A 21,054-nucleotide genomic window follows, 5' to 3' on the forward strand; every position below is an offset into this window, starting at 1 on the left:
GTTAAACAAGGAAAGCTTTAATGAAAACCATTTTTGTCGTATTTGACTCTTTGAACCGACTTGCACTTGGATGTTATGGCGGTGAGTACAAGACGCCCAATTTTGACAGGCTAGCCCGAAAGAGCGTGGTCTTTGATCGCCACTTTGTAGGCAGCCTTCCTTGCATGCCGGCACGCAGAGATTTGCACACTGGTCGCCTGAGCTTTTTACACCGCAGTTGGGGGCCGCTGGAACCCTTTGATATCTCGTTATTTGACCGCCTTCGAGAAGAGGGGATTTACTCTCACTTGATAACGGATCACTACCATTACTTTGAAGACGGAGCGGGTAACTATCACACAAGATACGACTCATACGGATACTTGCGGGGGCAGGAAGGAGACAAATGGGCGCCTACTCTCGATCCTTTAAAGGACAAGTGGCAGTCGATTTACCATGAAAAGCAGGTCAGCTTCGAGTCGGGATCACTTCAGCTCCAGAATATGGCGAACCGTGAGCGTATTGTCTCAGAGGAAGATTTCTCTTCTACTCAGTGTTTCGACGAGGCGATTTCATTTCTGGAGCGTTACTCTCATGTGGATAGTTGGGTTTTACAGCTTGAAACGTTCGACCCGCATGAACCTTTTGTTGCCCCTCCCGGGTATCGTGCAGAATTCCAGCAGGAAGCGGAGAAAATTTACGATTGGCCTCCATATGACCGCTTTGTTGAGGGGCTTCCGGAAAATGAACTGCTGCGCGAAAACTATAAAGCACTGGTGGCACACTGCGATACTCAGCTAGGCCGTCTTCTGGACAAAATAGATGAACTTGATGCATGGAAAGACACCGCAATCATAGTCACGACCGACCACGGATTCTTACTTGGAGAGCACAATTGGTGGGCTAAAAATCGGATGCCTTGTTTCAACGAAGTCGCTCACATTCCCTTGTTTGTCTTTCACCCTCAGTTTTCTCACCTAAGTGGGACTCGTTGCGAATCACTCACACAGACAACGGATATTGCACCAACACTCTTAGATTGCTTTGATCTTCCGGTAGAGCCTGAGGCGGCATCATATTCCCTGTTGGATTTGCTATCCGGCAAAAAGAAACAACTGCATGAATCCATTATTTATGGCTATTTCGGAGGAGCAGTAAACCTAACTGACGGGAGATACACTTACTTTCGTTACCCCACCAATATGGATTCAGCAGACCTGAACGAATATACCTTGATGCCATCGCACATGTTAGGTCCTTTCTCAAAAGAAGAGTTAGGAGATGCCTCCCTTAAAAATGACTTAGCTTTCGCTGGGAATGTCCCTGTTTTAAAGATACCGGTGCGCGAAGACACGCACTGGTATGGGTCTCACGGACCGGGCGGGATGAAAGACTGCCACACCGTTATTTATGACCTGAAGCAAAGCCCGACTCAAGAAGTCGAGTTAACGGATAAAGCTGTAGAAAACAACTTGGAACAACAGCTAGTCAGACTTTTAAAGAAAAATCATGCGCCAGACGAATTGTATAAACGACTTGCGCTTGTTGAAGAACGAAACCATCCCAAGGAGGGGTAAATGGCAGTAGTAACACTTTCAGGTGTAGGAAAGTCGTTTGGAAACGACGAAGTTTTGCATCAACTCAATGCCGAGATTCAAGATGGAGAGTTTGTCGCCATACTGGGGGAGAGTGGTTGTGGAAAATCTACCTTGTTAAGGCTGATCGCAGGATTGGAGGAAATTTCGCAAGGTGATGTCCTAATTGATGGAGAAGTGGTAAACACCTTCACCCCTAAAGAGCGTAACGTTGCCATGGTGTTTCAGAGTTACGCGCTCTATCCGCATATGACCGTAGAACAGAATATCCGTTTCCCTCTTAAGCTTGCAGGCGTGTCCGAGCAAGAACAAAAAGAGCGCACGTATAAAGCCGCGGACATGCTGAATTTAACCAACTACCTGCCAAGAAAACCGCGCGATTTATCGGGCGGGCAACGGCAGAGAGTCGCAATGGGACGCGCATTAGTGCGAGATCCTCAAGTATTCCTGTTTGATGAACCTTTATCAAACTTAGACGCAAAGCTAAGAGTTCAGATGAGAGCGGATATACGGCGGTTGCAGAAAGAACTGGGCAAAACAGCGATTTATGTCACTCATGACCAGATTGAAGCAATGACGATGGCAGACAGAGTGATTCTGATGAACAAAGGTCGGATCGAACAATTTGGCCCTCCGCTTGAATTGTACGACCAACCTGCCAGCGAATTCGTTGCCAGTTTTGTTGGTTCACCGGCAATTAATTTAATAAAGGGCCGAGTAGAACAAAGCGGCGAAAATCGATTTCATAGTGATGATCTTTCAATTCCTTTAGACATAAAGGGTATTCCAAGACAGACGGTTACTGTTGGAGTTCGACCGGAGCACATTCAAATAGGGTGTAACGACGAAAGCAAGGGCTTTTCGGGAGTAATTTTGAGCATAGAATGCACTGGCGACAGAACGTTTCTTGAAGTAAAAGTTGGGCAGGGTTCGCTTCGGGTTACAACTGGTGAGCGTGCCAATTTTAAGATAGAACAAGACATTACCCTGTGCTTTCCTAACGAGAAGACTCACTTCTTTGATATAAATGGGTATCGGTTACCAAAGAGCAATTGAGCCTGAAGTGCAATACCTTGTTTAAGTATTAATTATCTAATTTCGATTTCAGAGAGGATGAAAATGAAAGTAGCCTCAGCCGCAGAGCAGTGGTTTCCGTTTTTGAGTTGGATAAAGAAAGCTTCGAAAGCAGATGTAAAAGCGGATTTGATGGCAGGGTTAACAGGGGCAATCGTCGTACTACCACAAGGCGTTGCGTATGCAATGATTGCTGGGTTGCCTCCCGAATATGGCTTATACACCGCCATTGTTCCAGCCATCATTGCGGCTCTTTTTGGTTCATCCCATCATCTGATATCCGGCCCTACAGCCGCACTTTCAGTCATCATCTTTACAACCATTAGTCAGTTTGCTGCCCCCGGTTCTGCGCTATATATACAGCTAGTCATCACTTCAACCTTATGCGCCGGGATAATTCAGCTTGCACTTGGGCTACTTAAATTCGGTGCTGTCGTTAATTTTGTCTCTCATTCAGTCGTCCTGGGGTTTACCGCTGGCGCTGCAGTTGTAATTAGTGCGAGTCAAATTAAACACGTTCTTGGTGTTGAATATTCTTCTGGTTCTACCGCTGTCGAAAATCTCTTATTGGGATGGCAGCACTTATCGGAATATCAGATTGCTCCGGTTGTTATAGCGCTGGCTACCATTGCCTGCAGTGTACTGTTAAAGCTTTGGTCTTCTAAATTGCCCCATATGCTGATTGCTATGATTGCGTCCATGCTTCTGGCTTACAGCATGAGCAGTGCAGACATGGACATCAAGCTGATCGGTGAAGTTCCGTCAGGGTTACCAGTCTTTGACGTTCCGAAATTTAAAGATGTTCCTTTTGAATCCATGTTAGGTGGAATCTTTGCTGTAGCCTTGCTAGGGCTGGTAGAAGCCATTTCCATCGCTCGCTCGGTTGCACTCAAGTCCCGTCAAACTATCGATAGTGATCAGGAGTTCATTGGTCAGGGTTTGTCGAATGTGGTGGGATCTTTTTTCTCGTGCTACGTATCATCCGGCTCATTTACCCGAAGCGGCGTGAATTATTCGAGTGGCGCCAAATCTCCTCTGGCAGCGGTTTTTTCCGGTCTTTTCCTCGCGATTATCATGATGTTTTTTGCTCGCTATGCCGCTTCCATTCCAATTGCAGGCATGGCGGGAATCCTTTTGGTGGTGGCTTTTAATCTGATTGACGTCCCACACATTATGGACGTGGTAAAGCACGACAAAAAAGAAACCTGGGTACTCAGCCTTACATTCGTATCCGCATTGGTATTGCACCTCGAACTCGCGATTTACGTAGGTGTTGCAGCTTCGCTGTTTTTTTATCTGCGCCAGACTTCCCGCCCGGTTGTTGACTCACTTGACTCGGAAGAACTGGCGCTAGACGAAGCTATAGCCAATGACGTACAGGTGATCAGAATAAATGGGTCAATCTTTTTTGGCAGTGTTCAGCACTTGCATGGTGAGTTACAAACCATCAGTGCCTCAAAAATCATTATTCTTGGTCGCGGTGTCAACTTCATTGACCATGTTGGGGTAAGAATGTTGTCTGAATTTATGGAAACTTCTGGAAAGGCAATATACTTCTGTCGCTTTAAGTCCGCAGCTAGAAATAGCTTGTTAAAAGGTGCGCCGGTTTTTTCAGAGCATCAGTTCCACCCGAAGTTGGGGGAGTTGGTAGCAGAGCTTACTGAAACTATGCGTAAGTCTTAGCCTCCAAGACAAAGAAACTGAAAGTGTAGATGACGCACAATCTATAATTTCTGGTTGCGCTCACTCTATTCCGTTAAAGAAAAATTTTTTCAACTGTGAGAACAGTAGCTTTATGAAACTTCGCTCAATTAATTTCTAAGCAAATCAAATGATTCATTCTTAATCAGCTCATTCTCTATCAAGATGCAAAATCAATTATTGATTATTTTGTGAACAATTTAATATTGAGACAAGGATAAATAGCGGATCTGGGTTTATAGTTATGGGTGGGGTAAAGGAAAGGGGAAAGTCCATCATGTTGGTATGCGATATAGACCGACAACGCCTCGATAAGTTGGCACGCAGGCTTTGCGAGCACCGAAACCAAGGCTTACCAGTAGAACACGGAAAAGCGCATTTTGAACTTATTGAGTCAGGTATTTTATTTACGAAATCTTTCTTTAAGTTGGATTCAGGGCATCCTGACTATTCCAAAGATGTCGCTAAATTAGAATTCGACCCAGATGGAAATATCTGGCAGTTGTACATAAACGGGCGCCAGAAAGAATCGTTGTCCAAAGTGTGGCACCCGCACCCAGTGATGCCACAATGCAGAGATTTGTCACAAGTGTTTTCAGTGATTGAATCAGACCAAGAACACTGTATTTGGTACTGATTCAATTCTGAGGTCTATCGACCTGTTAAGCTACGAAATGGCGAATCTGACAATTTCAATCCGTCACTATGTGCTCGGTCACACAGTGGCGTGTCTTAGTTCTTCACGGTTCCAGTTAATACGAGAACGGAATTCTTTTGGTGTCATCCCCTGAATGCTCTTAAACGCTGTACTGAAGTGAGCAGCACTCTTAAAGCCACTCTGGAACGCGATCTCACAAATGGATTCGTGTGAAGCACGCAATTGGTTTGCTGCATAGTTGATGCGTTTTTCTTTCAGTAGGTGAGAGAAAGAAAGCTCTTCTGCAGCTAAGCGTCTTTTTAATGTTGCTGGAGACATGCCAAGTGTGCGAGATACGCTTTCAAGGGAAATCTCGTTGCGGATATTTTTCTCGATATGTTGAATAACACGCTGGCTAACTTTCAATTCAAAAGAGTTGTGAATCAGTCTGCGCAGGCTAGGGTTGATCTTCAGCATTTCACTAACCAAAGCACGCGCCAGAAACTCAGCGGTTTCATTCGGACCGTTAGACTCCGCCAGAATACCAATCAGTAAGTCCTGAATAGATTGCGCAGTAACGTCGTCAGCGTCGTATTTTACAAATGAATTCTCTTGCTTACCAAACACGTAATCTTCAGTGCCAGCTTTGATGCTTTGAAGAATGGAGGTATCCAGGTGAATAGCAGTTGCGTTAATCGCATTATTCGGTTGGTCGGTCTTTACGTCTGTCAGCAGTGAAATATCCATTAACGTGAATTCACCGCTGTTTAATTTGCCAATGACGCCATCGGGAAATTTGAACGAAGCGCTGCCTTCAATCACCATAAAGATGACTGGGTTGGCTGCGTGATATCTATCACGGGATCGTTGTTGGAAATTGCTGAACTTTTGTAGGGTTACATTCGCCATAGCACTTCTCTGTTTTGTTTCTTCCGTAACTTAATTATTTCTATTGAGTTTTTGAAATCAAGGAAAGTTGAGCTGAATTATGACTGATGCCAATTAATGAGACAACCAGAAGTTTGTTACGCTAAGTAATTGATAAGCTGCGCCTTTGACTGAAACGGTGTATTTATTTAACGGAAACAAAAAGAGCTCTACTTTATTTGAGAGCTCTTAAGTGATTATTTTTTAAATAAAGTTTTGAAACTGTCTACTCTGTTCCAAATTCTTTGGTCGGTTTCGCGACCAGGCTGCGGTTTTCGAGATTGACATCGATCAAGATAACTTCAAGAACATCACCAAGTTGCCATTCTACGTTCTTGTCAATGAGTACTTGACCAACTTCGCTGTTGCACTCAATGCGTTCTTTATTATCTAAAATTTGTGAGCTCGGTATAAAAGCAGACGCGCCATTTTCCAGAATTCTGATTCGTGCACCTGCGCGATTCACGTCAAAAATTTCACCCTGGAAGCGAGTTTGATCTTTAGGAGCGTTGATCAGAGTACGCGCATATAACCAGTCACCCACATTGCGCTCTGCAATTTTATGGTGCTTGCGGTGCAGCGCCAGTTCCTCACCAACAGCGTCGTCTGGTTTTTGTACTGGTTCTTTGTCAAGAATCAGTGCTTTCAGCATGCGGTGGTTGATCATGTCACCATATTTACGAATTGGGGAAGTCCAAGTCGCGTAGATGTCTAATCCCATAGCGTAGTGAGGAAGAGGTTGGTTACCAATTTCACTGTACGCCTGATATTTGCGAATGCGATTGTCCATGTAAGAAGTTTCTTGGTTACCCAACCAACGACGAATCGCACTGAACCCTTCCAGAGACTTAGCTTGCTCTCCAGTAAATGGTTGTTCGTTATCCTTGTTAATCAATTCAAGGACATCAGCCATTTTGTCATCTTTAAAACCCGCGTGGGTATTAAATACGCCTGTTTCGAACTTGCTTTTAAGTGCCTTACCTGCACAGATATTAGCGGTAATCATGGACTCTTCGACCAAGCGATTTGCTGTACGACGAAGATCCGCATGAATCGCAACAACATCGTTATCTTCACTCAGCTCGAAGCGGTAATCCGGTCTATCTGGGAAAACAACGGCATTTTCTTCTCTCCAGTTTGCACGAGCTTGTGCGAATTCATGGAGATCTTTAACCACCTGCGCAATGGTTTCGTTAGGTTGCCAAGCGTCTGAACTGCCTGTTTCTAGCCAATCGGAAACATGGTCGTAAACCAAACGTGCATGCGATTGAATGTTGGCTGCGAAGAATTTGATGTCATCACCAATTACGCCGTCTTTCGCAATGGTTACTGTGCAGCACAGGGCTGGTCGAACTTCGTTTTCCATCAGAGAGCAAAGATCGTCTGCCAAATCACGTGGAAGCATTGGGATGTTGCGACCCGGTAGATAGATGGTAAAGCCACGATCACGCGCGACTTTATCCATTTCATCATCTGGAGTGATATAGGCAGTTGGGTCTGCAATTGCAATGGTTAGCTCAAAATTGCCATTTTCGTTCTTCTTAGCGAAAAGGGCATCGTCCATATCTTTTGTTGATTCACCATCAATAGTAACAAAAGGAACAGACGTCATATCAACGCGCTCTAGGTCAACATCGTCTTTCAGTTCCCAATTATCGATACCCGCAGGCTCGCTGTTTGGCAAATCGTTTTCAGCCAGCGTTACCCACCAAGGTGCAATTTTGTCGTTTGCGTCGGTAATCTTCTCTGAAATTTCAACAAAGAAAGTATTGTCACCTTTAAGAGGGTGTCTGGTCAGGTGCCCAACAACCCAGTCGCCTTCGCTAAGCGTTTCTGGGTTTAGCCCTTTCTTAGCTTTTGCTTTTAGGGAAAGCTTTTTCAACTGAGGGTGGTCCGGAACCACGTTCAGACGCCCTTTGAACATTTTAATACGACCAATAAAGCGAGTCAGAGACGGTTCAATAAGCTTATCTGGCTCAGCGACTTCTTTTTCGTTTTCTGTTCGGATAATGGCTTCAACTTTGTCACCGTGCATACATTTTTTCATGTATGGAGGTGGGATGAAGAATGAAGTTTTACTGTCTACTTCGAGAAATCCAAAACCTTTATCTGTGGCTTTGATTGTGCCTTCTTTTGTCGGAAGGGTTTCTTTTATTTGCTGCTTTAATTGTGCGAGTAACGGGTTATCTTGAAACATCTTATTTGGTCGCTGTTAATGAACCGAAACACTATATAGTTGAACAGGTAGCATTGCCAGATAATCTGAGAATTTTAAAGGGAAATGAGGGCTGACAAATGTATCTTTAAGGACGTTTTTAGGTTCAATTTTGTGCAACATGTCGATTTCATGACCCAAATTATAAAAAATCGATGAAAAATGTGATGAATTTCAATTTTTTCTGGCATTTCTTGTGCTTTTAGGGCAGAATCCGTCTCCCTTAATGATGTCCCTGGCGGCTTGATGCGTTTTATTACTTATCCGCATCTGAACGGAGTCAGTATACCTTCTGGATTGGTATTGGAATTGGTAGAGCACGTGGGACCGTTTGTTTTTGTTTAATTTAGTGGGATCCCAATGCAAGATTCTGTAATTCAGTTTAGTGAATTAGCACTTAATGACGCCATTCTTTCTTCACTTGAAGGTATGGGTTTCGTTTCTCCAACTCCAATTCAAGCAGCTGCTATTCCTCACCTATTAGAAGGTAAGGATGCACTTGGTAAAGCTCAAACCGGTACAGGTAAAACTGCCGCGTTCTCTCTTCCTCTTCTTAACAAGCTAGACCTAAGCCAACGTAAGCCACAAGCTATCGTATTAGCACCAACTCGTGAGCTGGCTATTCAGGTTGCCGCTGAGATGAAGAACCTGGGTCAAAACATCAAAGGTCTTAAAGTTCTGGAAATCTACGGTGGTGCTTCTATCGTAGATCAGATGCGTGCTCTAAAATCAGGTGCACACATCGTAGTAGGTACACCAGGTCGTGTACAAGATCTTATCAATCGCGATCGTCTTCACCTAGACGAAGTTCACACGTTTGTTCTTGATGAAGCAGACGAAATGTTGAACATGGGCTTCGTAGACGACGTAACTTGGATCATGGAACAAGCACCAGACACAGCACAACGTGTGCTTTTCTCTGCAACCATGCCTCCAATGCTGAAAAACATCGTAGAGCGTTTCCTACGTAATCCTGAGCACATCGACGTTGCTGGTAAGAACCACACTGTAGACAAAGTAGAGCAGCAATTCTGGGTTGTTAAAGGTGTAGAGAAAGATGAAGCTATGTCTCGTCTTCTTGAAACTGAAGAAACTGACGCGTCTATCGTATTCGTTCGTACTCGCCAAGATACCGAGCGTCTGGCTGACTGGCTAAGTGCACGTGGGTTTAAAGCGGCAGCTCTTCACGGTGACATTCCTCAGTCTCTGCGTGAGCGTACTGTTGATCACATCAAACAAGGTGTTATCGATATCCTGGTAGCAACCGACGTTGTTGCACGTGGTCTGGACGTTCCTCGTATTACACACGTATTTAACTACGACATCCCATTCGATGTTGAGTCTTACATCCACCGTATCGGTCGTACTGGTCGTGCTGGACGTAAAGGTAAAGCGATTCTGTTGGTTCGTACCAACCAAATCCGTATGCTTCGTACTATTGAGCGCGTAACGAAGTCTTCTATGGAAGAAATCCAGCTTCCACTGCGTGACAAAGTTGCAGAAGCGCGTCTGGTTAAGCTTGGTAACGAGCTAACAGCAGACAAAGAGCACAAGTCTCTGGACAAATTCGGCGAACTGGTTGAGAAGCTTCAAGAGTCTCTGGAAATTGATGCGACAACACTGGCGGCTATTCTTCTTAAGCGCCAGCAAGGCAAACGTCCTCTATTCTACATTGGCGAAGACCCAATGATTGAAGCGATTGAGCGCGACAAGAAGCGCCGTAAAGAACGTCGTGAAGGTCGTAGCAGCTACGGCAACAACAACCAAGATTGGGATACTTACCAATTGCAAGTTGGTCGTGAGCAGGGCGTTCAGGTTAAAGATATCGTTGGTGCTCTTGCAAACGAGCTTGGCTTAACAAAAGGTTCAATCGGTGCTATCAAACTTGCACACGGTCATACATTTGTGCAGCTTCCAAAAGCAATGACTTCAGAAGTAGCTGGTAAGCTTCGCAAACTGCGTATTCGCCAGAAAGAAGTGGGTGCAGTAGTGTGTGACTTCGACGACTTCCGTGAGCCTCGTGGTCGCCGCGATGGTGGACGTCGTGATGGCGGTCACCGTGGTAATCGCGAAGGTGGCGGTTATCGTGGCAACCGTGAAGGCGGACGCGGAAACCGTGGTGAAGGTCGTGGCGAGCGCCGTTTCGACCGTAACCGTGGCGGTGATCATCGCGGTAGCCACCGTGGTGAGCGTGCTCCGCGTAACCGTCGTTTCGAAGAAGCTTAATCGCTGATTGAAAAAGAATTAAGAAGCAGGTCATTGGACCTGCTTTTTTACGATCTTACTAAAGTTCCTGTCCGGCTTCCCCTTGAGGAACCACTAGATCTTCCAATAAAGCTTCCTCAATCCATTTCTGGATAGCAGAGCAACTGAGCACGTGATCCGCATACCTTTGGGCTTCCGCTCCAATTTCTATCTGGTAGGTTTTAAATCTGAGTGCTACAGGAGCAAACATAACGTCTGCAATGCTCCAGCTTCCAAACAGCCATCCACCTTTGGTTTTGAATTCGATAGACTGCTCCGACCAAATCTGCTCTATTCGTGCAATTTCTAGTTTTGCCTGCTCGGAAAGCTCAACCTTTCTTGTTGCTCTGATGTTCATTGGCATTTCAGAACGAATGGCATGAAAGCCTGAATGCATCTCAGCCGCCAGAGAGCGAGCTTTTGCTCTTTCTTTTGCATCTGAAGGCCAAGCCTGACCAGACATATAAGCATCATTGATGTATTCACAAATCGCCAGTGAATCCCAAACCTGAATGTCACCATCGACTAAAGCCGGGACTTTTAATGCTGGTGTGTACTCCTGAACTTCTCTGTAAAAGCCGGAACCAACCAGACTTATGACTTTCTCATCATAATTTACACCCGATTTTTCAAGCATTAACCATCCGCGTAATGACCAGGTAGAGTAGTTCTTGTTTCCTAGAATCAGTAACATATTGTTCTTCCGTTGATTGATGACTTTTCTTTACGTTAAAGATAAAAAGAGTTGTCGACCATACAGATGTTTTTATACAAACTATAAGCAAATGGAATGGGTTTTTATTCTCGACTTAGTGAATAATTTGAGCTTTAGGGAGAATTTACATGGATATAGAAGCACTACGAAGCTTTCTGGCTTTTGTGGATACAGGCAGCTTTACCCGAGCGGCTAAACAAACCTTCAAAACACAGTCTGCCGTCAGTATGCAAATGAAAAGGCTGGAATCAGAACTTGGCAAACCGCTATTTGAAAAACAGGGTCGAAACCTGAACCTGACAAAAGATGGGCAGAGCTTGGCACTATATGCCCGCCAGCTATTGCAACTCCACGATGACACATTAAACCAGATAAAAGGTCAGGACGTTGAAACGGTTATCAGATTAGGGTGCCCCGACGATTATGCGGAATCCGTGTTGCCAAACTTCGTCCGCTTACTTCGCAAAGAGATCCCAAGCTTGGATTTACAAATAGTGTGCACGCCAAGCAACAGAGTAAGGATGATGCTCGATAGTGGTAGGTTAGACATCGGTATCGTAAGCAGACCGGCGGGAAGCGAGGAAGGGTACCTGTTATCCAACGACCGTGGAGTCTGGCTAATCGGTGAGAACAAAAGTTTGCTCGAACAGCGACCAATTCCTTTGGTTTTACTTCAAAAGGAGTGTCAGTATTATGCATCTGCAACGGAGGGGCTAACCAAAAAACAAATTCCTTTTAAAGTCGTTGCCAGTTGTGCCAGCGCTGTTGCATTAACGGGGTTAATTCGCAGCGGACAGGCTATTGGAGCATTGGCAATTCAAAACACGGGAGAAGGGATTTCGATTCTCGAAGAAGACTGGCTACCACCTCTGCCAGCTGTCGATATCGTATTGGTTACATCATCTATTGCGAGAAACAAGTTTCCGGCAGATTTAGCCCGAAGGTTAAGTGATAAGTACCAAACGGAATATTCTTGAATACCGGGCTGTCTCAATATTGTGCTTGGGATTACCCATTCGTTGTGTTAGTTTTTGCGCCCCGCTGAAGGATTAGCACTTTGATAACGAAATTGGTAATCCATCTATGCTCAAACAAACCATCTCTGTGTTTTTTGTCTTGCTACTGTCAGCCTGCGGCGCTGGTAGCAGTTCTAATTCCCAACCAGTCAAAATAACGTCCAATAAGCAACAGACAGCAACTCTTAAGGTTTTCCACTTCTCAAGTACAGGAAGTTCTTTTTCAAAAGGTTTTGGCAACGCTATCGCTATTTCTAATGATATAGGGGGCAGAACAGACTCTATGTATACAGGCGACCTTTACGGCGCTTCAGAAGCACTTCGCCTTAACTGGAACCAGGTGACGTTTCCACTGGTGTCTTACGAGCTACGCGACCAAAATACAAAGGCTAAGCTCGCTAAGGCTTCAACGGTCATTAAGGACGGAGGGAAGTATTATCTCTTTGCTATTGGAAATAAGAGTGAAGGGTATCGGTTCCAGTGGAATATTGTTCGAGAAAACACGAAAAATGACGCCAGCAAGAAAAGCGTTCGCGTCTTGAACATGAACGACAAGGCTCAATACAAAGTATCTAGCGATGGCAACCTACTGGCTTCACTGGTGGCAAACCAGTTATCTGAAAAAATCGAATTAGAGAAATCCTATCCCATGGAATTCTATTTTGAGAGTGGAACTTCAGGGAAAACATGCATTTTGGCTCAAAGTGATGACAACTATGGTGATGATTTAATTGTTGCTTTAGACCCGAATACCGAAGACTGTTTGTTTTTGTATGGCTAAAAGAAAGGGGAGCATCGCGCTCCCCATTTTGATTGTTTAGACCTTAAAGGCGTTAACCAGTCCGTTTAGCTTTTGTGCCATCACACTTAATTGCTCGCTGGATTGCGAAGTGTGGCTGGTTCCGGTTTCCGTTTGCTCTGCGACCTGTGAAATGCTGGAAATGCTGTCGCCTATGCTCAGAATCTGATGACGCTGGTCTTCAGCAGAAGAGGCGATCTCCGTAGACATTTCTGCCAGAGTTTTAATCGACGCCTGAACGCTTGTCAGTGCATCTCCGCAATTGGTTGCTTTCTCGATACCCAATTCGGCTTTATGCTGACAGTTTTGCAGCGAACCCACTGTTTGCTGAACACCAGTTTGCAAATCTGAAATGATTCGCTGAATGTTACCCGTGGATTCCTGAGTTCGTTGGGCGAGGGTACGTACTTCATCGGCCACAACGGCAAAACCTCGACCTTGCTCACCAGCTCGTGCAGCTTCAATTGCCGCGTTTAGCGCTAGCAGGTTGGTCTGTTCTGCGATTTGCTTGATGACATCCAGAATATCTCCGATTTCATTAGAAGACGATTCCAGATCTCCGGCGATCTTAGCTGTCGCCTGTACCTCCTCAGCAACACTCTGGATAACATCGAGGTTTTCGTGAACGCTCTGCGTACCTGAGGCGATAACTTCATTGGACTCGCGAGTAGTAACAAGCGCAATTTCAACTTTCTCTGATACCAAATCAGCGGAGTGCGTCAGTTGTTCAACCCGACCGGCAACGGCGAGTGTCTGTTCTTTTTGATCGCGTATTCCAGACTGAATTTGATGAGTAACGCTTGACAATTCTTCAGCTTGAGAAGCAAGAGAGTCGGTATTCCCATGGATGCTGACCACCACGTCTCGCAGATTATTGTTCATCTTGTTAAACGCCGTAGCCATTGTCGCCAGTTCATCTTTGCCTTTGCTTTTCATCACAATGGACAAGTCTTTGTCGTCAGCGATAAGCGACATAGTTCGCGTTAACTTATTTAATGGCTTAAGAATGTTCTGCGCGATTAAAGTGGAGAACAAGACAAGCGCAATCACAAAGATCAGCGTGTGAACAGAAGTAGCAATCAACTCGTCTTTAAAGGCATCTTCTACATCAGTAAAGTAGACGCCTGTACCCAGAACCCAGCCCCATTTGTTAGATTTCCCAACAAAAGACACTTTCTCTTCCAGTTCACTACTACCAGGTTGCGGCCAGTCGTAAGCAACAAACCCGCTGCCTTGTGAGCGAGCAGTTTCTACAAACTGGCGAAACGCATCCGAAATGTAGGAAGTAGAATGAGCCACCATATTCTTGCCGTCTAATTCAGGCTTAATAGGGTGCATGACCATCACGCCATTCAAATCATTCAGCCAAAAGTAGCCATTACTTCCGTAGCGTTTGTTTTTAATTAATTCACGCGCCTGCTGCTGACCTTCTTCAAAGGTTAGGCTGCCACGCGTAACGAGTTTTTCGATCTGGTTTATCTGACTGATTCCACTTTGAACTAAAGCTTCCGCTGCTTGTTTACGTTCAACAATCATCTGATCTTTCAGATTCAATGCGGAAAAGAGCTTAGCGCCAAAAATCATAAGACTGGCGACGACAATGATCAGCCGTATCTTTGCTGATACATTGAGTCGGTTTAAAAGGCGATTCAGCATGAATACTCCATAGGTTGCACATTGAAACATTATAAAAATGGCATTCGATTTTATTCGTATATTGAATAAAGGAAATGCGTAATTGGCTTACCGTGTTATATACGCACAAGAGAATTAGCTAAGTGTTTGAAACACCGTACGTTTATACCGCTTTAGGGATGTAACAATATGTAACGCAAATGCAATATTGAGCTTTAAAGTAAACAAAAATCACTACCACATATCTGGATATAATTACCTTAAAAATAACGTAAAATCTTATAATTGGGAGAGGGTACACACTATAATGACAAAATGAAAAATAGAGCTGCAAAATCACAAGTCATGGAGAGTGAGCTCTAAAGTACATAAATTAGACAAAGACCATAATCTACGTAAGGAAAGCAGGGATAGAACAAAGGCTACCCACAGCTTGATACGATTTGTTCCGCTGAAATAAAATCAAATAGAAGCCATCGTTCAGTGAAAGATAAGAGGATTTGGATTCGGATTACTAATTTTACTTTAAACTGACATAATACTGGATGAGGACACTTGTTAAAAATATGTTTATCTCATATGCAATATTGAATATCTGAATCCGGTACTATCAGACAATTAGAGTCATTAATGCATATGTACCCATTAATTTTGATTTGTTATTTCCCGCTTGGTTAACGAGTTGTTATATTAGAAAATCTAATCTGAAAATATAAGAAAAGTCATTTTTTGAAAATGAAATATACGACTATTATCTGAGCTATCGAGAAAACAGATTAATTGTGAGGCAATCATGGCACAGGTAATGCACATCGAAACAATGGCAGCTCCAGGGTCTATGGGAAAGAAGACCTATGCGTTAAACTTCAAAGGATTGATTGCTCATTTGTTGGATATCTTATTTGTAGAGAGTAAAGCGGAACCAAAATACAACGTTGGACAACTTTCTCCTTATCTACAACGTGATATCGGACTGAATCGATAAAAACGAAAGCCAGCATAAATGCTGGCTTTTTTGTATCTGTTCAAAAATAAGGCGTGTTCGTTCCTTATCTTATTTCTTACGGCAATACTCAGCAATAATGTACATTGCCTGACCGTTTGCCTTCCCCTGAATATGCTTAGGGTCGTCTGTTAAGCCAATACCACGAACTACTGTGCCTTGTTTAATCACCTGACTTGAGCCTTTGATTGGCAAGTCTTTAATGACCGTTACGTCGTCACCTTTCTTCAGTTCAACGCCATTTACATCAAGCGGCTTTTTGGCATCGTCATCCAGTCCAATCTCTGCCCATTTAGCCACATCATCTTCTAGATAGATCATATCCAAGGCGTCTTGCGCCCAACTCTCTGAAGACAAACGCTTAAGCTGACGCCAAGCCATCACTTGTACTGGAGCAACTGGGCTCCACATGCTGTCGTTCAGGCAACGCCAGTGGTTGATATCTTTAGGTTCATCAATTTCATTTAAGCATGTACCACAAAGCATAATAGCGTGGTCAACGGTCACATTGGCATGTGGCGCAACTGCATAGGCTTCAAGCGAAGAGTCTGAAGCGCAAAGTTCGCATTTAGAACCACAGCGCTCAAGTAATGTAGATTCAGTAGACATTAAGGTCTTACCTTTGTTGGAATGAGAGCAGGGTATTATCCACGTAATCCCCACAAAGAAAAGGGCATTGAGGCGATTTATCCACTCTTATAAATAATTCATACAACAAACTTTTCTTTCATATTTGATAGGCATAAAAAAAGAGCCCGAAGGCTCTTTGGAATAATACTTGTATCGAGTTATTCAAGAACACCATTGGCGTTATTGACATTACCCAAAGCATTATCTAGAAGAAAGTCTACAAGACCTATCTGCATCTCTGAATGGTGCGCCAGATCGGCAAACGTGTTCCCCGAAGCAGTCTGTGGAGCAATAACCGTACTATGCTTTGCGGTTGCATTGTACTGAACTAAGTGTTTGTTACCAGTTTGAGCACCAGCATTAGCATTTGTAACCGCAGTCAAGGACAGCTTATTTGCTAAAGGTGTTGTACCCGCAAATGTAACTCCTGGAACTAAACCTGTCACACTATTAGGAACGGTATCATCACCTTTGGACTGATAAATCAGTGTAGGTGTCGATGCTGCGTTAGTGAAGCCATCAGCGATCGCATATGGATCAATGGTATCTATTACGGTCTGCGCAGCATATTTAAAAGGTAAAAAGGTTTCAGATGTCAATCTCGCAATTTCTGTAGTATCGGTGAAGCTTGTAAAGCAATCCCCGATTTTATCAGCGGCAAGAGTTGTACAAGATGAAGCGTAATGCGCCTTGTATATATCACTCGATTGTAGAGCAAGACTATGCTTAATTAGTGGTGAGAAATGCTTTGAACCGAAAAGTAATTCTGCTATCTGACCGCCAGCATTTGGGTATGCTCCTGCTGCAATTCCAAATACGGTAGCTAGAGCAGAAGGCTGTTCATTGAGTGCTGAAACGGCTGAGAAGCCTGTTATACCACCCAGTGAATGACCCATAAATTTAGGCAAATTTGTAGTAGGGTCGTACGGGCTAAGAACAGTGCTTGCAAAACCGCCGCTAGAAAAAGTCTTGGTTAATGCAGCTCGTACACCTGCTACATCCAATATACTTTGGCGCATATTGTCTCTTGCCACAGGCAAAGCACCCAAATTTAAGTAATTAAGAGCACTTGCGTTTGCAGAGATCGTGTCACTAATTGACCGCTCACCATGAATAGGGTGGTCAATTGCTAGAACAGCTAGATTGGCACCGCCATTATTCACAATATTTGCGACAAAGCTATAAGCGTTCTCCTTCGCCGATGTAATACCGTGATGATAAATGACTAAGCCGTTGACCGTACCACTCGCAGGAGTAAATAACAGGAATGGAACGCTTTCTAAAGACTTTATTTTAGGTACAGGAGAGTACTGAGTTATCTTGCGAGTTGAATCCAACGGCGTACCATCTGGCTTTTTCAAATCTACGCCGAACAACTTAGCTTGTTCAGCTTGATCTGTTGCAAGTTTGGCAGGATCAATCGATTTAGCCGCTAACTGAGCACCAACTACCCCTTTTAAGTCATCGTCTTGTAATGCGTTAAGAACAATCGCTAAACTCGGAGTCGCAGATTCAAATGGCGTTGTACCATATTTTGATGCTGAGTTTTCCAAAAAGTACGGAAGCTTAACAGTGCCTTTAGTAACATTGACGGTGTTAGCGGTGTACGCAGATAAAATAGCTGCACGCTTAGTTGCTGCATCTGTTGCATCATCTGCTATATATTTAACGAAATTGTCATCTGCATTAAGAGATGCAGCGAAATCTGTCGCAGTCGCGCTTAAATCCATTGTGTAGGCAGTGGATAAATCAACACTATTTGGGTTTGCACTATTTTTCCACTTCCCACCAATATCTGAAAGGTTTTGACCAATCAGCGATATTGTTGGTGTGATGGAATCACCAACCGACTGAGTGGTAAACCATGAAGAGTAAACAATCTTTTTGGTATCTGTCCCTTGTGAAAGTGCCAACAGCTCTTGCCCTTTAATCAGCTTTTGAGCGGAGGCTAAACTTCCCGTTTCATAGGTTACATTTGATGTTTTCAACGCCGCATAGCTTTGAGATGTACCAATCGCGTTACCTTTTTTATCAACTACATCGTCAGTAATAGTAAACAGGTATTCTGTCTTCTCTTTGAAAGGTACTAGCGGAACGATAACTAACTGGTTACCAGAAGTAACAACCGCAAAGTGCGTACCAAGCGTTAACTCGCTTGCGATTGCAACGCCTGATTCGGTTAGCTTTTTAGTTAGGGTATACAGTTTAACCCCTTGAGTAACGGAACCATCATTAAATCCAACGCCGTCTAATGTTATAGCTATAGGCATGGTGATGGAAAAACCGTCGGCGTAGCTCATTCCTACTTTGGGATTGGTTATCGCGGGATCACCACCATTAGGGATATTTAATGTGCCGTCGTTTGCGTTAAACAGTAAATTTGTCGGCAATGGCACACTTGTATCTTTACCCTGCAACGTAAACTTAATGGTTGTTGCACGGTTTATCGATTCAGTCAGATAAGACTCTAGATTGTTGGTTGGGTCACCGGTTACTTGATTGTCGTTGCCACATCCAGCAAGGATCAACGCAGAAGCAAGTAAGCTAATAGAAAATTTCTTAGACATCCGTTATTCCTCGCTTAATTGAATGTGTAGTTAAGTTGGACAGCAGTGATATAAGCGCTGCCTTTACTATCAAACGTGAGTTCCTGATCTATAGCGTTGGTTTCTTTGAACGTACCTTTCTTACTTACTACCAAAGCAAATCCAGCATCTAACGTCAGGTTTGAAGAATAGGCGTACGTTACGCCAGCGGAGTACCAGGTACGGTCGGAGTCGGGAATACTAAGAGTGGTTTTTCCTGCTTGCTCGTCAAACGCCAGACCTGCACGCAATGTCCAGTCGGAGTCGAGTGCATAGGTTGCCCCCACGGAATATCGGTTGTTATCTGAGTAATCTTCTTCTTTAAGGAAGCAAACACCAGCCTTTAAGTTACAGTCTGAGCTTGTGGCTTTTAGCTCTTTGAACTTGCTCCACATAGTGCGTTGCCAGCTGTAGTGAACACCCCATTGGTCGTTCAATTGGTGGAAACCCGATAGTTCAACAATATCAGGCAGTTCAATTTCCAACTTACCCGTCACTGGGTTTTTAGTAGCATCAGAAACAATAGAACCACCATGGTCGGTGAATTTGCCATCATCAAAGTTCAGGTTAACTGCCGAACGGTAGCCGAATCCAAAGCGGTTGTTTTCATTCAGCTCATAAAGCGCACCTATGTTCCAACCAAAGGCAAAGGTTTTGCCTTCCATGGAGATCAACTTGTCTGACGGTGAACCGCTAAAGAAAGGTGCCAGCGCACCCATGTGCCTATCCAATTCAGCTATCGCATACACAAGGTTTACCCCTGCACCTACGCTGAAATTGTCGTTAACCCGATAAGCAATGTTCGGGTTTAGATTGACAGAGGCTAGGGAGGTGTTGCCTGCCATGTCGCCTGCTGCGATTGAATCTGGGTAATCTGTTCCTACCCCATAAGTGGTGAACAAACCAACACCCCATGCCCATTTATCATTGATTGGGCTGATGTAATAAGAAGCAGGAACAAACTGCATCGGGGCTACATCTTTGGAATATTGATTGTTGGTAACGTCATTGACATCCACTTCTGGATCGATAATGGATAGCGCGCCAGAAAATTGGGCTGTGTCAAACAGTGTCATGGCAGCTGGGTTACGAGCTAACACGCCGGCATTGTCTGCCACCGCTGCTTCACCAGAAAAAGCGCGTCCTAAACCGGAAGCTGAATGCTCTGCAACCTGAAAGCCGGCTGCGTTAACATTACACGCGAACAATATGGATATTGTAAGCAGAGAGCAGTGCTTAATTTTCATCCTTGGTCCCCTTGGGTAAGACTTTTTACTTGTATGTGTAGGAAAAGCCATATGGCTCAATCCAACCTTAAAGTAATGTTGCTGATATGTTAAACGGATGTTTAAATCGTGAGTATGAAATGAGAGGTGAGTGGGATTTTATTAAAGGATCATAATGATTGCCAATACCGATTGGCACTTTTGTCACTGGACGTGTGATTTGTTTAACAATATTGAATTGATTGAATAAAAAAAGCGCAGTTTAACAACACCACGCTTTAGTCAGAGGCTTAACCGCAATTGGGTCTGGTCGACGCTGGAGCAGGTAAAGCGCTAAATCGATTGGATAAATTTGTGATGCGAGTATTGTGAGATGGGTGAGTAGAAAGTAGCTCAGGTGGATTCTTTCCCTTGGATGCTTTCGCCATGTTTTTCCAAAGTTCAACACTCTGGCGAGGATCAAAACCTGCTTTTGCCATCAGATCCAGCCCCAGAATATCAGCTTCAGATTCCTGGCTTCTACCGTAAGGCATAAGCACGCCATACTGAACTCCAACGCCTAACACGCCCATTGCCAAACCTTGGTATTCTGAGTTTTGCAGGCTCACATTAGTAATCTGTAGCCCTACATTGGCTAGTTGAGAACTCGATAATCGCTCATTACCGTGATCGGCAAGGACATGAGCAATCTCATGACCAATAACCGTTGCCAACTGGTCCTGATTTTTCGCCACTTTCAACAAGCCAGTGTAAACGCCAATTTTGCCACCGGGCAGGGCAAACGCATTGATCTGGTCGCTGTCGAATACCACAACCTCCCATTTATCAAAACTTGATTGTTTGGGGACGTGTTTTGTAATCGAGTCGGTTACACAGCGCACGTAAGCGTTTGTTTTGCTATCATTGCTCACCTTCTCTCGTTGCTTCATTTGCTCGAAAGAGTTAGCACCGAGGTTTGCCATATCGTTGGCAGAGAAGAGAAGTAATTGATCGCGACCTGTTGGTGATGTTGTACAGGATACAAGTAGCGTTGCTGTAAGCCCTGTAACTAGTGTCCGCTTTATACTCATAAA

At 44.2% G+C, this 21,054-nt stretch carries 16 protein-coding genes; 8 read left to right on the plus strand and 8 right to left on the minus strand.

What is annotated here, in order from left to right; all coding sequences use genetic code 11:
- The first annotated feature begins 20 nt into the window (after positions 1–20).
- The 4 genes from QMG91_RS23235 to QMG91_RS23250 all read left to right on the plus strand — a co-directional run bounded on the left by QMG91_RS23235 (position 21) and on the right by QMG91_RS23250 (position 4,986).
- Entirely contained in the window at positions 21–1,556 is a 1,536-nt protein-coding gene (locus QMG91_RS23235; RefSeq protein ID WP_281832626.1) for a sulfatase, read from the plus strand.
- Positions 1,557–2,630, plus strand: coding sequence for an ABC transporter ATP-binding protein (locus QMG91_RS23240; RefSeq protein WP_022612015.1), 1,074 nt, complete (start codon positions 1,557–1,559; stop codon positions 2,628–2,630). It abuts the gene before it with no gap.
- A 63-nt stretch (positions 2,631–2,693) separates the two neighbouring features.
- On the plus strand, positions 2,694–4,331 hold the full coding sequence (locus tag QMG91_RS23245) for a SulP family inorganic anion transporter (RefSeq protein ID WP_281832631.1): 1,638 nt from the start codon (positions 2,694–2,696) through the stop codon (positions 4,329–4,331).
- 295 nt (positions 4,332–4,626) lie between these two features.
- Positions 4,627–4,986 (plus strand): DUF3024 domain-containing protein, encoded by a 360-nt coding sequence (locus QMG91_RS23250; RefSeq protein WP_004408257.1) that lies wholly within the window; start codon positions 4,627–4,629, stop codon positions 4,984–4,986.
- A gap of 78 nt (positions 4,987–5,064) precedes the next feature.
- Here the strand turns inward: QMG91_RS23250 and QMG91_RS23255 are convergent, their stop codons facing one another.
- Both QMG91_RS23255 and rnb read right to left on the minus strand, forming a co-directional pair.
- Complete coding sequence (locus QMG91_RS23255) at positions 5,065–5,895, minus strand: helix-turn-helix domain-containing protein (RefSeq protein WP_004408256.1); 831 nt, start codon at positions 5,893–5,895, stop codon at positions 5,065–5,067.
- Positions 5,896–6,139: 244 nt separating this feature from the next.
- Positions 6,140–8,110 carry an exoribonuclease II gene (rnb, locus tag QMG91_RS23260; RefSeq protein WP_281832634.1) on the minus strand — a complete coding sequence of 657 codons (1,971 nt, stop codon included), beginning with the start codon at positions 8,108–8,110 and terminating at the stop codon, positions 6,140–6,142.
- Between the two features lie 378 nt (positions 8,111–8,488).
- Here rnb and QMG91_RS23265 point away from each other — a divergent pair, with 378 nt between their 5' ends.
- Positions 8,489–10,354 carry a DEAD/DEAH box helicase gene (locus QMG91_RS23265; RefSeq protein WP_004408253.1) on the plus strand — a complete coding sequence of 622 codons (1,866 nt, stop codon included), beginning with the start codon at positions 8,489–8,491 and terminating at the stop codon, positions 10,352–10,354.
- A gap of 58 nt (positions 10,355–10,412) precedes the next feature.
- On the opposite strand, the gene QMG91_RS23270 is transcribed toward QMG91_RS23265, so the two are convergent.
- Entirely contained in the window at positions 10,413–11,066 is a 654-nt protein-coding gene (locus QMG91_RS23270; RefSeq protein ID WP_281832637.1) for a glutathione S-transferase family protein, read from the minus strand.
- A gap of 149 nt (positions 11,067–11,215) precedes the next feature.
- On the opposite strand from QMG91_RS23270, the gene QMG91_RS23275 reads away from it, so the two are divergent.
- Both QMG91_RS23275 and QMG91_RS23280 read left to right on the plus strand, forming a co-directional pair.
- Positions 11,216–12,064 carry a LysR family transcriptional regulator gene (locus QMG91_RS23275; protein WP_281832640.1) on the plus strand — a complete coding sequence of 283 codons (849 nt, stop codon included), beginning with the start codon at positions 11,216–11,218 and terminating at the stop codon, positions 12,062–12,064.
- A 106-nt stretch (positions 12,065–12,170) separates the two neighbouring features.
- The gene (locus QMG91_RS23280) at positions 12,171–12,884 is read left to right on the plus strand and encodes a hypothetical protein (RefSeq protein WP_281832642.1); all 714 of its coding nucleotides are present in this window, start codon (positions 12,171–12,173) and stop codon (positions 12,882–12,884) included.
- A gap of 36 nt (positions 12,885–12,920) precedes the next feature.
- Here QMG91_RS23280 and QMG91_RS23285 read toward each other — a convergent pair whose 3' ends face one another.
- Positions 12,921–14,558: a methyl-accepting chemotaxis protein gene (locus tag QMG91_RS23285; protein ID WP_004408246.1), complete on the minus strand. Its 1,638-nt coding sequence runs from the start codon at positions 14,556–14,558 to the stop codon at positions 12,921–12,923.
- A 772-nt stretch (positions 14,559–15,330) separates the two neighbouring features.
- Here QMG91_RS23285 and QMG91_RS23290 point away from each other — a divergent pair.
- Positions 15,331–15,522 carry a hypothetical protein gene (locus QMG91_RS23290; RefSeq protein WP_004408245.1) on the plus strand — a complete coding sequence of 64 codons (192 nt, stop codon included), beginning with the start codon at positions 15,331–15,333 and terminating at the stop codon, positions 15,520–15,522.
- Positions 15,523–15,591: 69 nt separating this feature from the next.
- Here QMG91_RS23290 and QMG91_RS23295 read toward each other — a convergent pair whose 3' ends face one another.
- The 4 genes from QMG91_RS23295 to QMG91_RS23310 form a co-directional block, all read right to left on the minus strand.
- A complete protein-coding gene (locus tag QMG91_RS23295) occupies positions 15,592–16,149 on the minus strand; it encodes a PhnA domain-containing protein (RefSeq protein ID WP_281832646.1) in 558 nt (185 codons plus the stop codon).
- Positions 16,150–16,328: 179 nt separating this feature from the next.
- Positions 16,329–18,737, minus strand: coding sequence for a VolA/Pla-1 family phospholipase (locus QMG91_RS23300; protein ID WP_281832649.1), 2,409 nt, complete (start codon positions 18,735–18,737; stop codon positions 16,329–16,331).
- 14 nt (positions 18,738–18,751) lie between these two features.
- Positions 18,752–20,002, minus strand: a complete 1,251-nt coding sequence (locus QMG91_RS23305) for an outer membrane protein transport protein (protein WP_281832650.1) — start codon at positions 20,000–20,002, stop codon at positions 18,752–18,754.
- Positions 20,003–20,271: 269 nt separating this feature from the next.
- Entirely contained in the window at positions 20,272–21,051 is a 780-nt protein-coding gene (locus QMG91_RS23310) for a M48 family metallopeptidase (protein ID WP_004408239.1), read from the minus strand.
- Between the last annotated feature and the right edge of the window lie 3 nt (positions 21,052–21,054).

The sequence above is a fragment of the Vibrio nigripulchritudo genome, assembly GCF_027924785.1.
GTDB lineage: Bacteria > Pseudomonadota > Gammaproteobacteria > Enterobacterales > Vibrionaceae > Vibrio > Vibrio nigripulchritudo.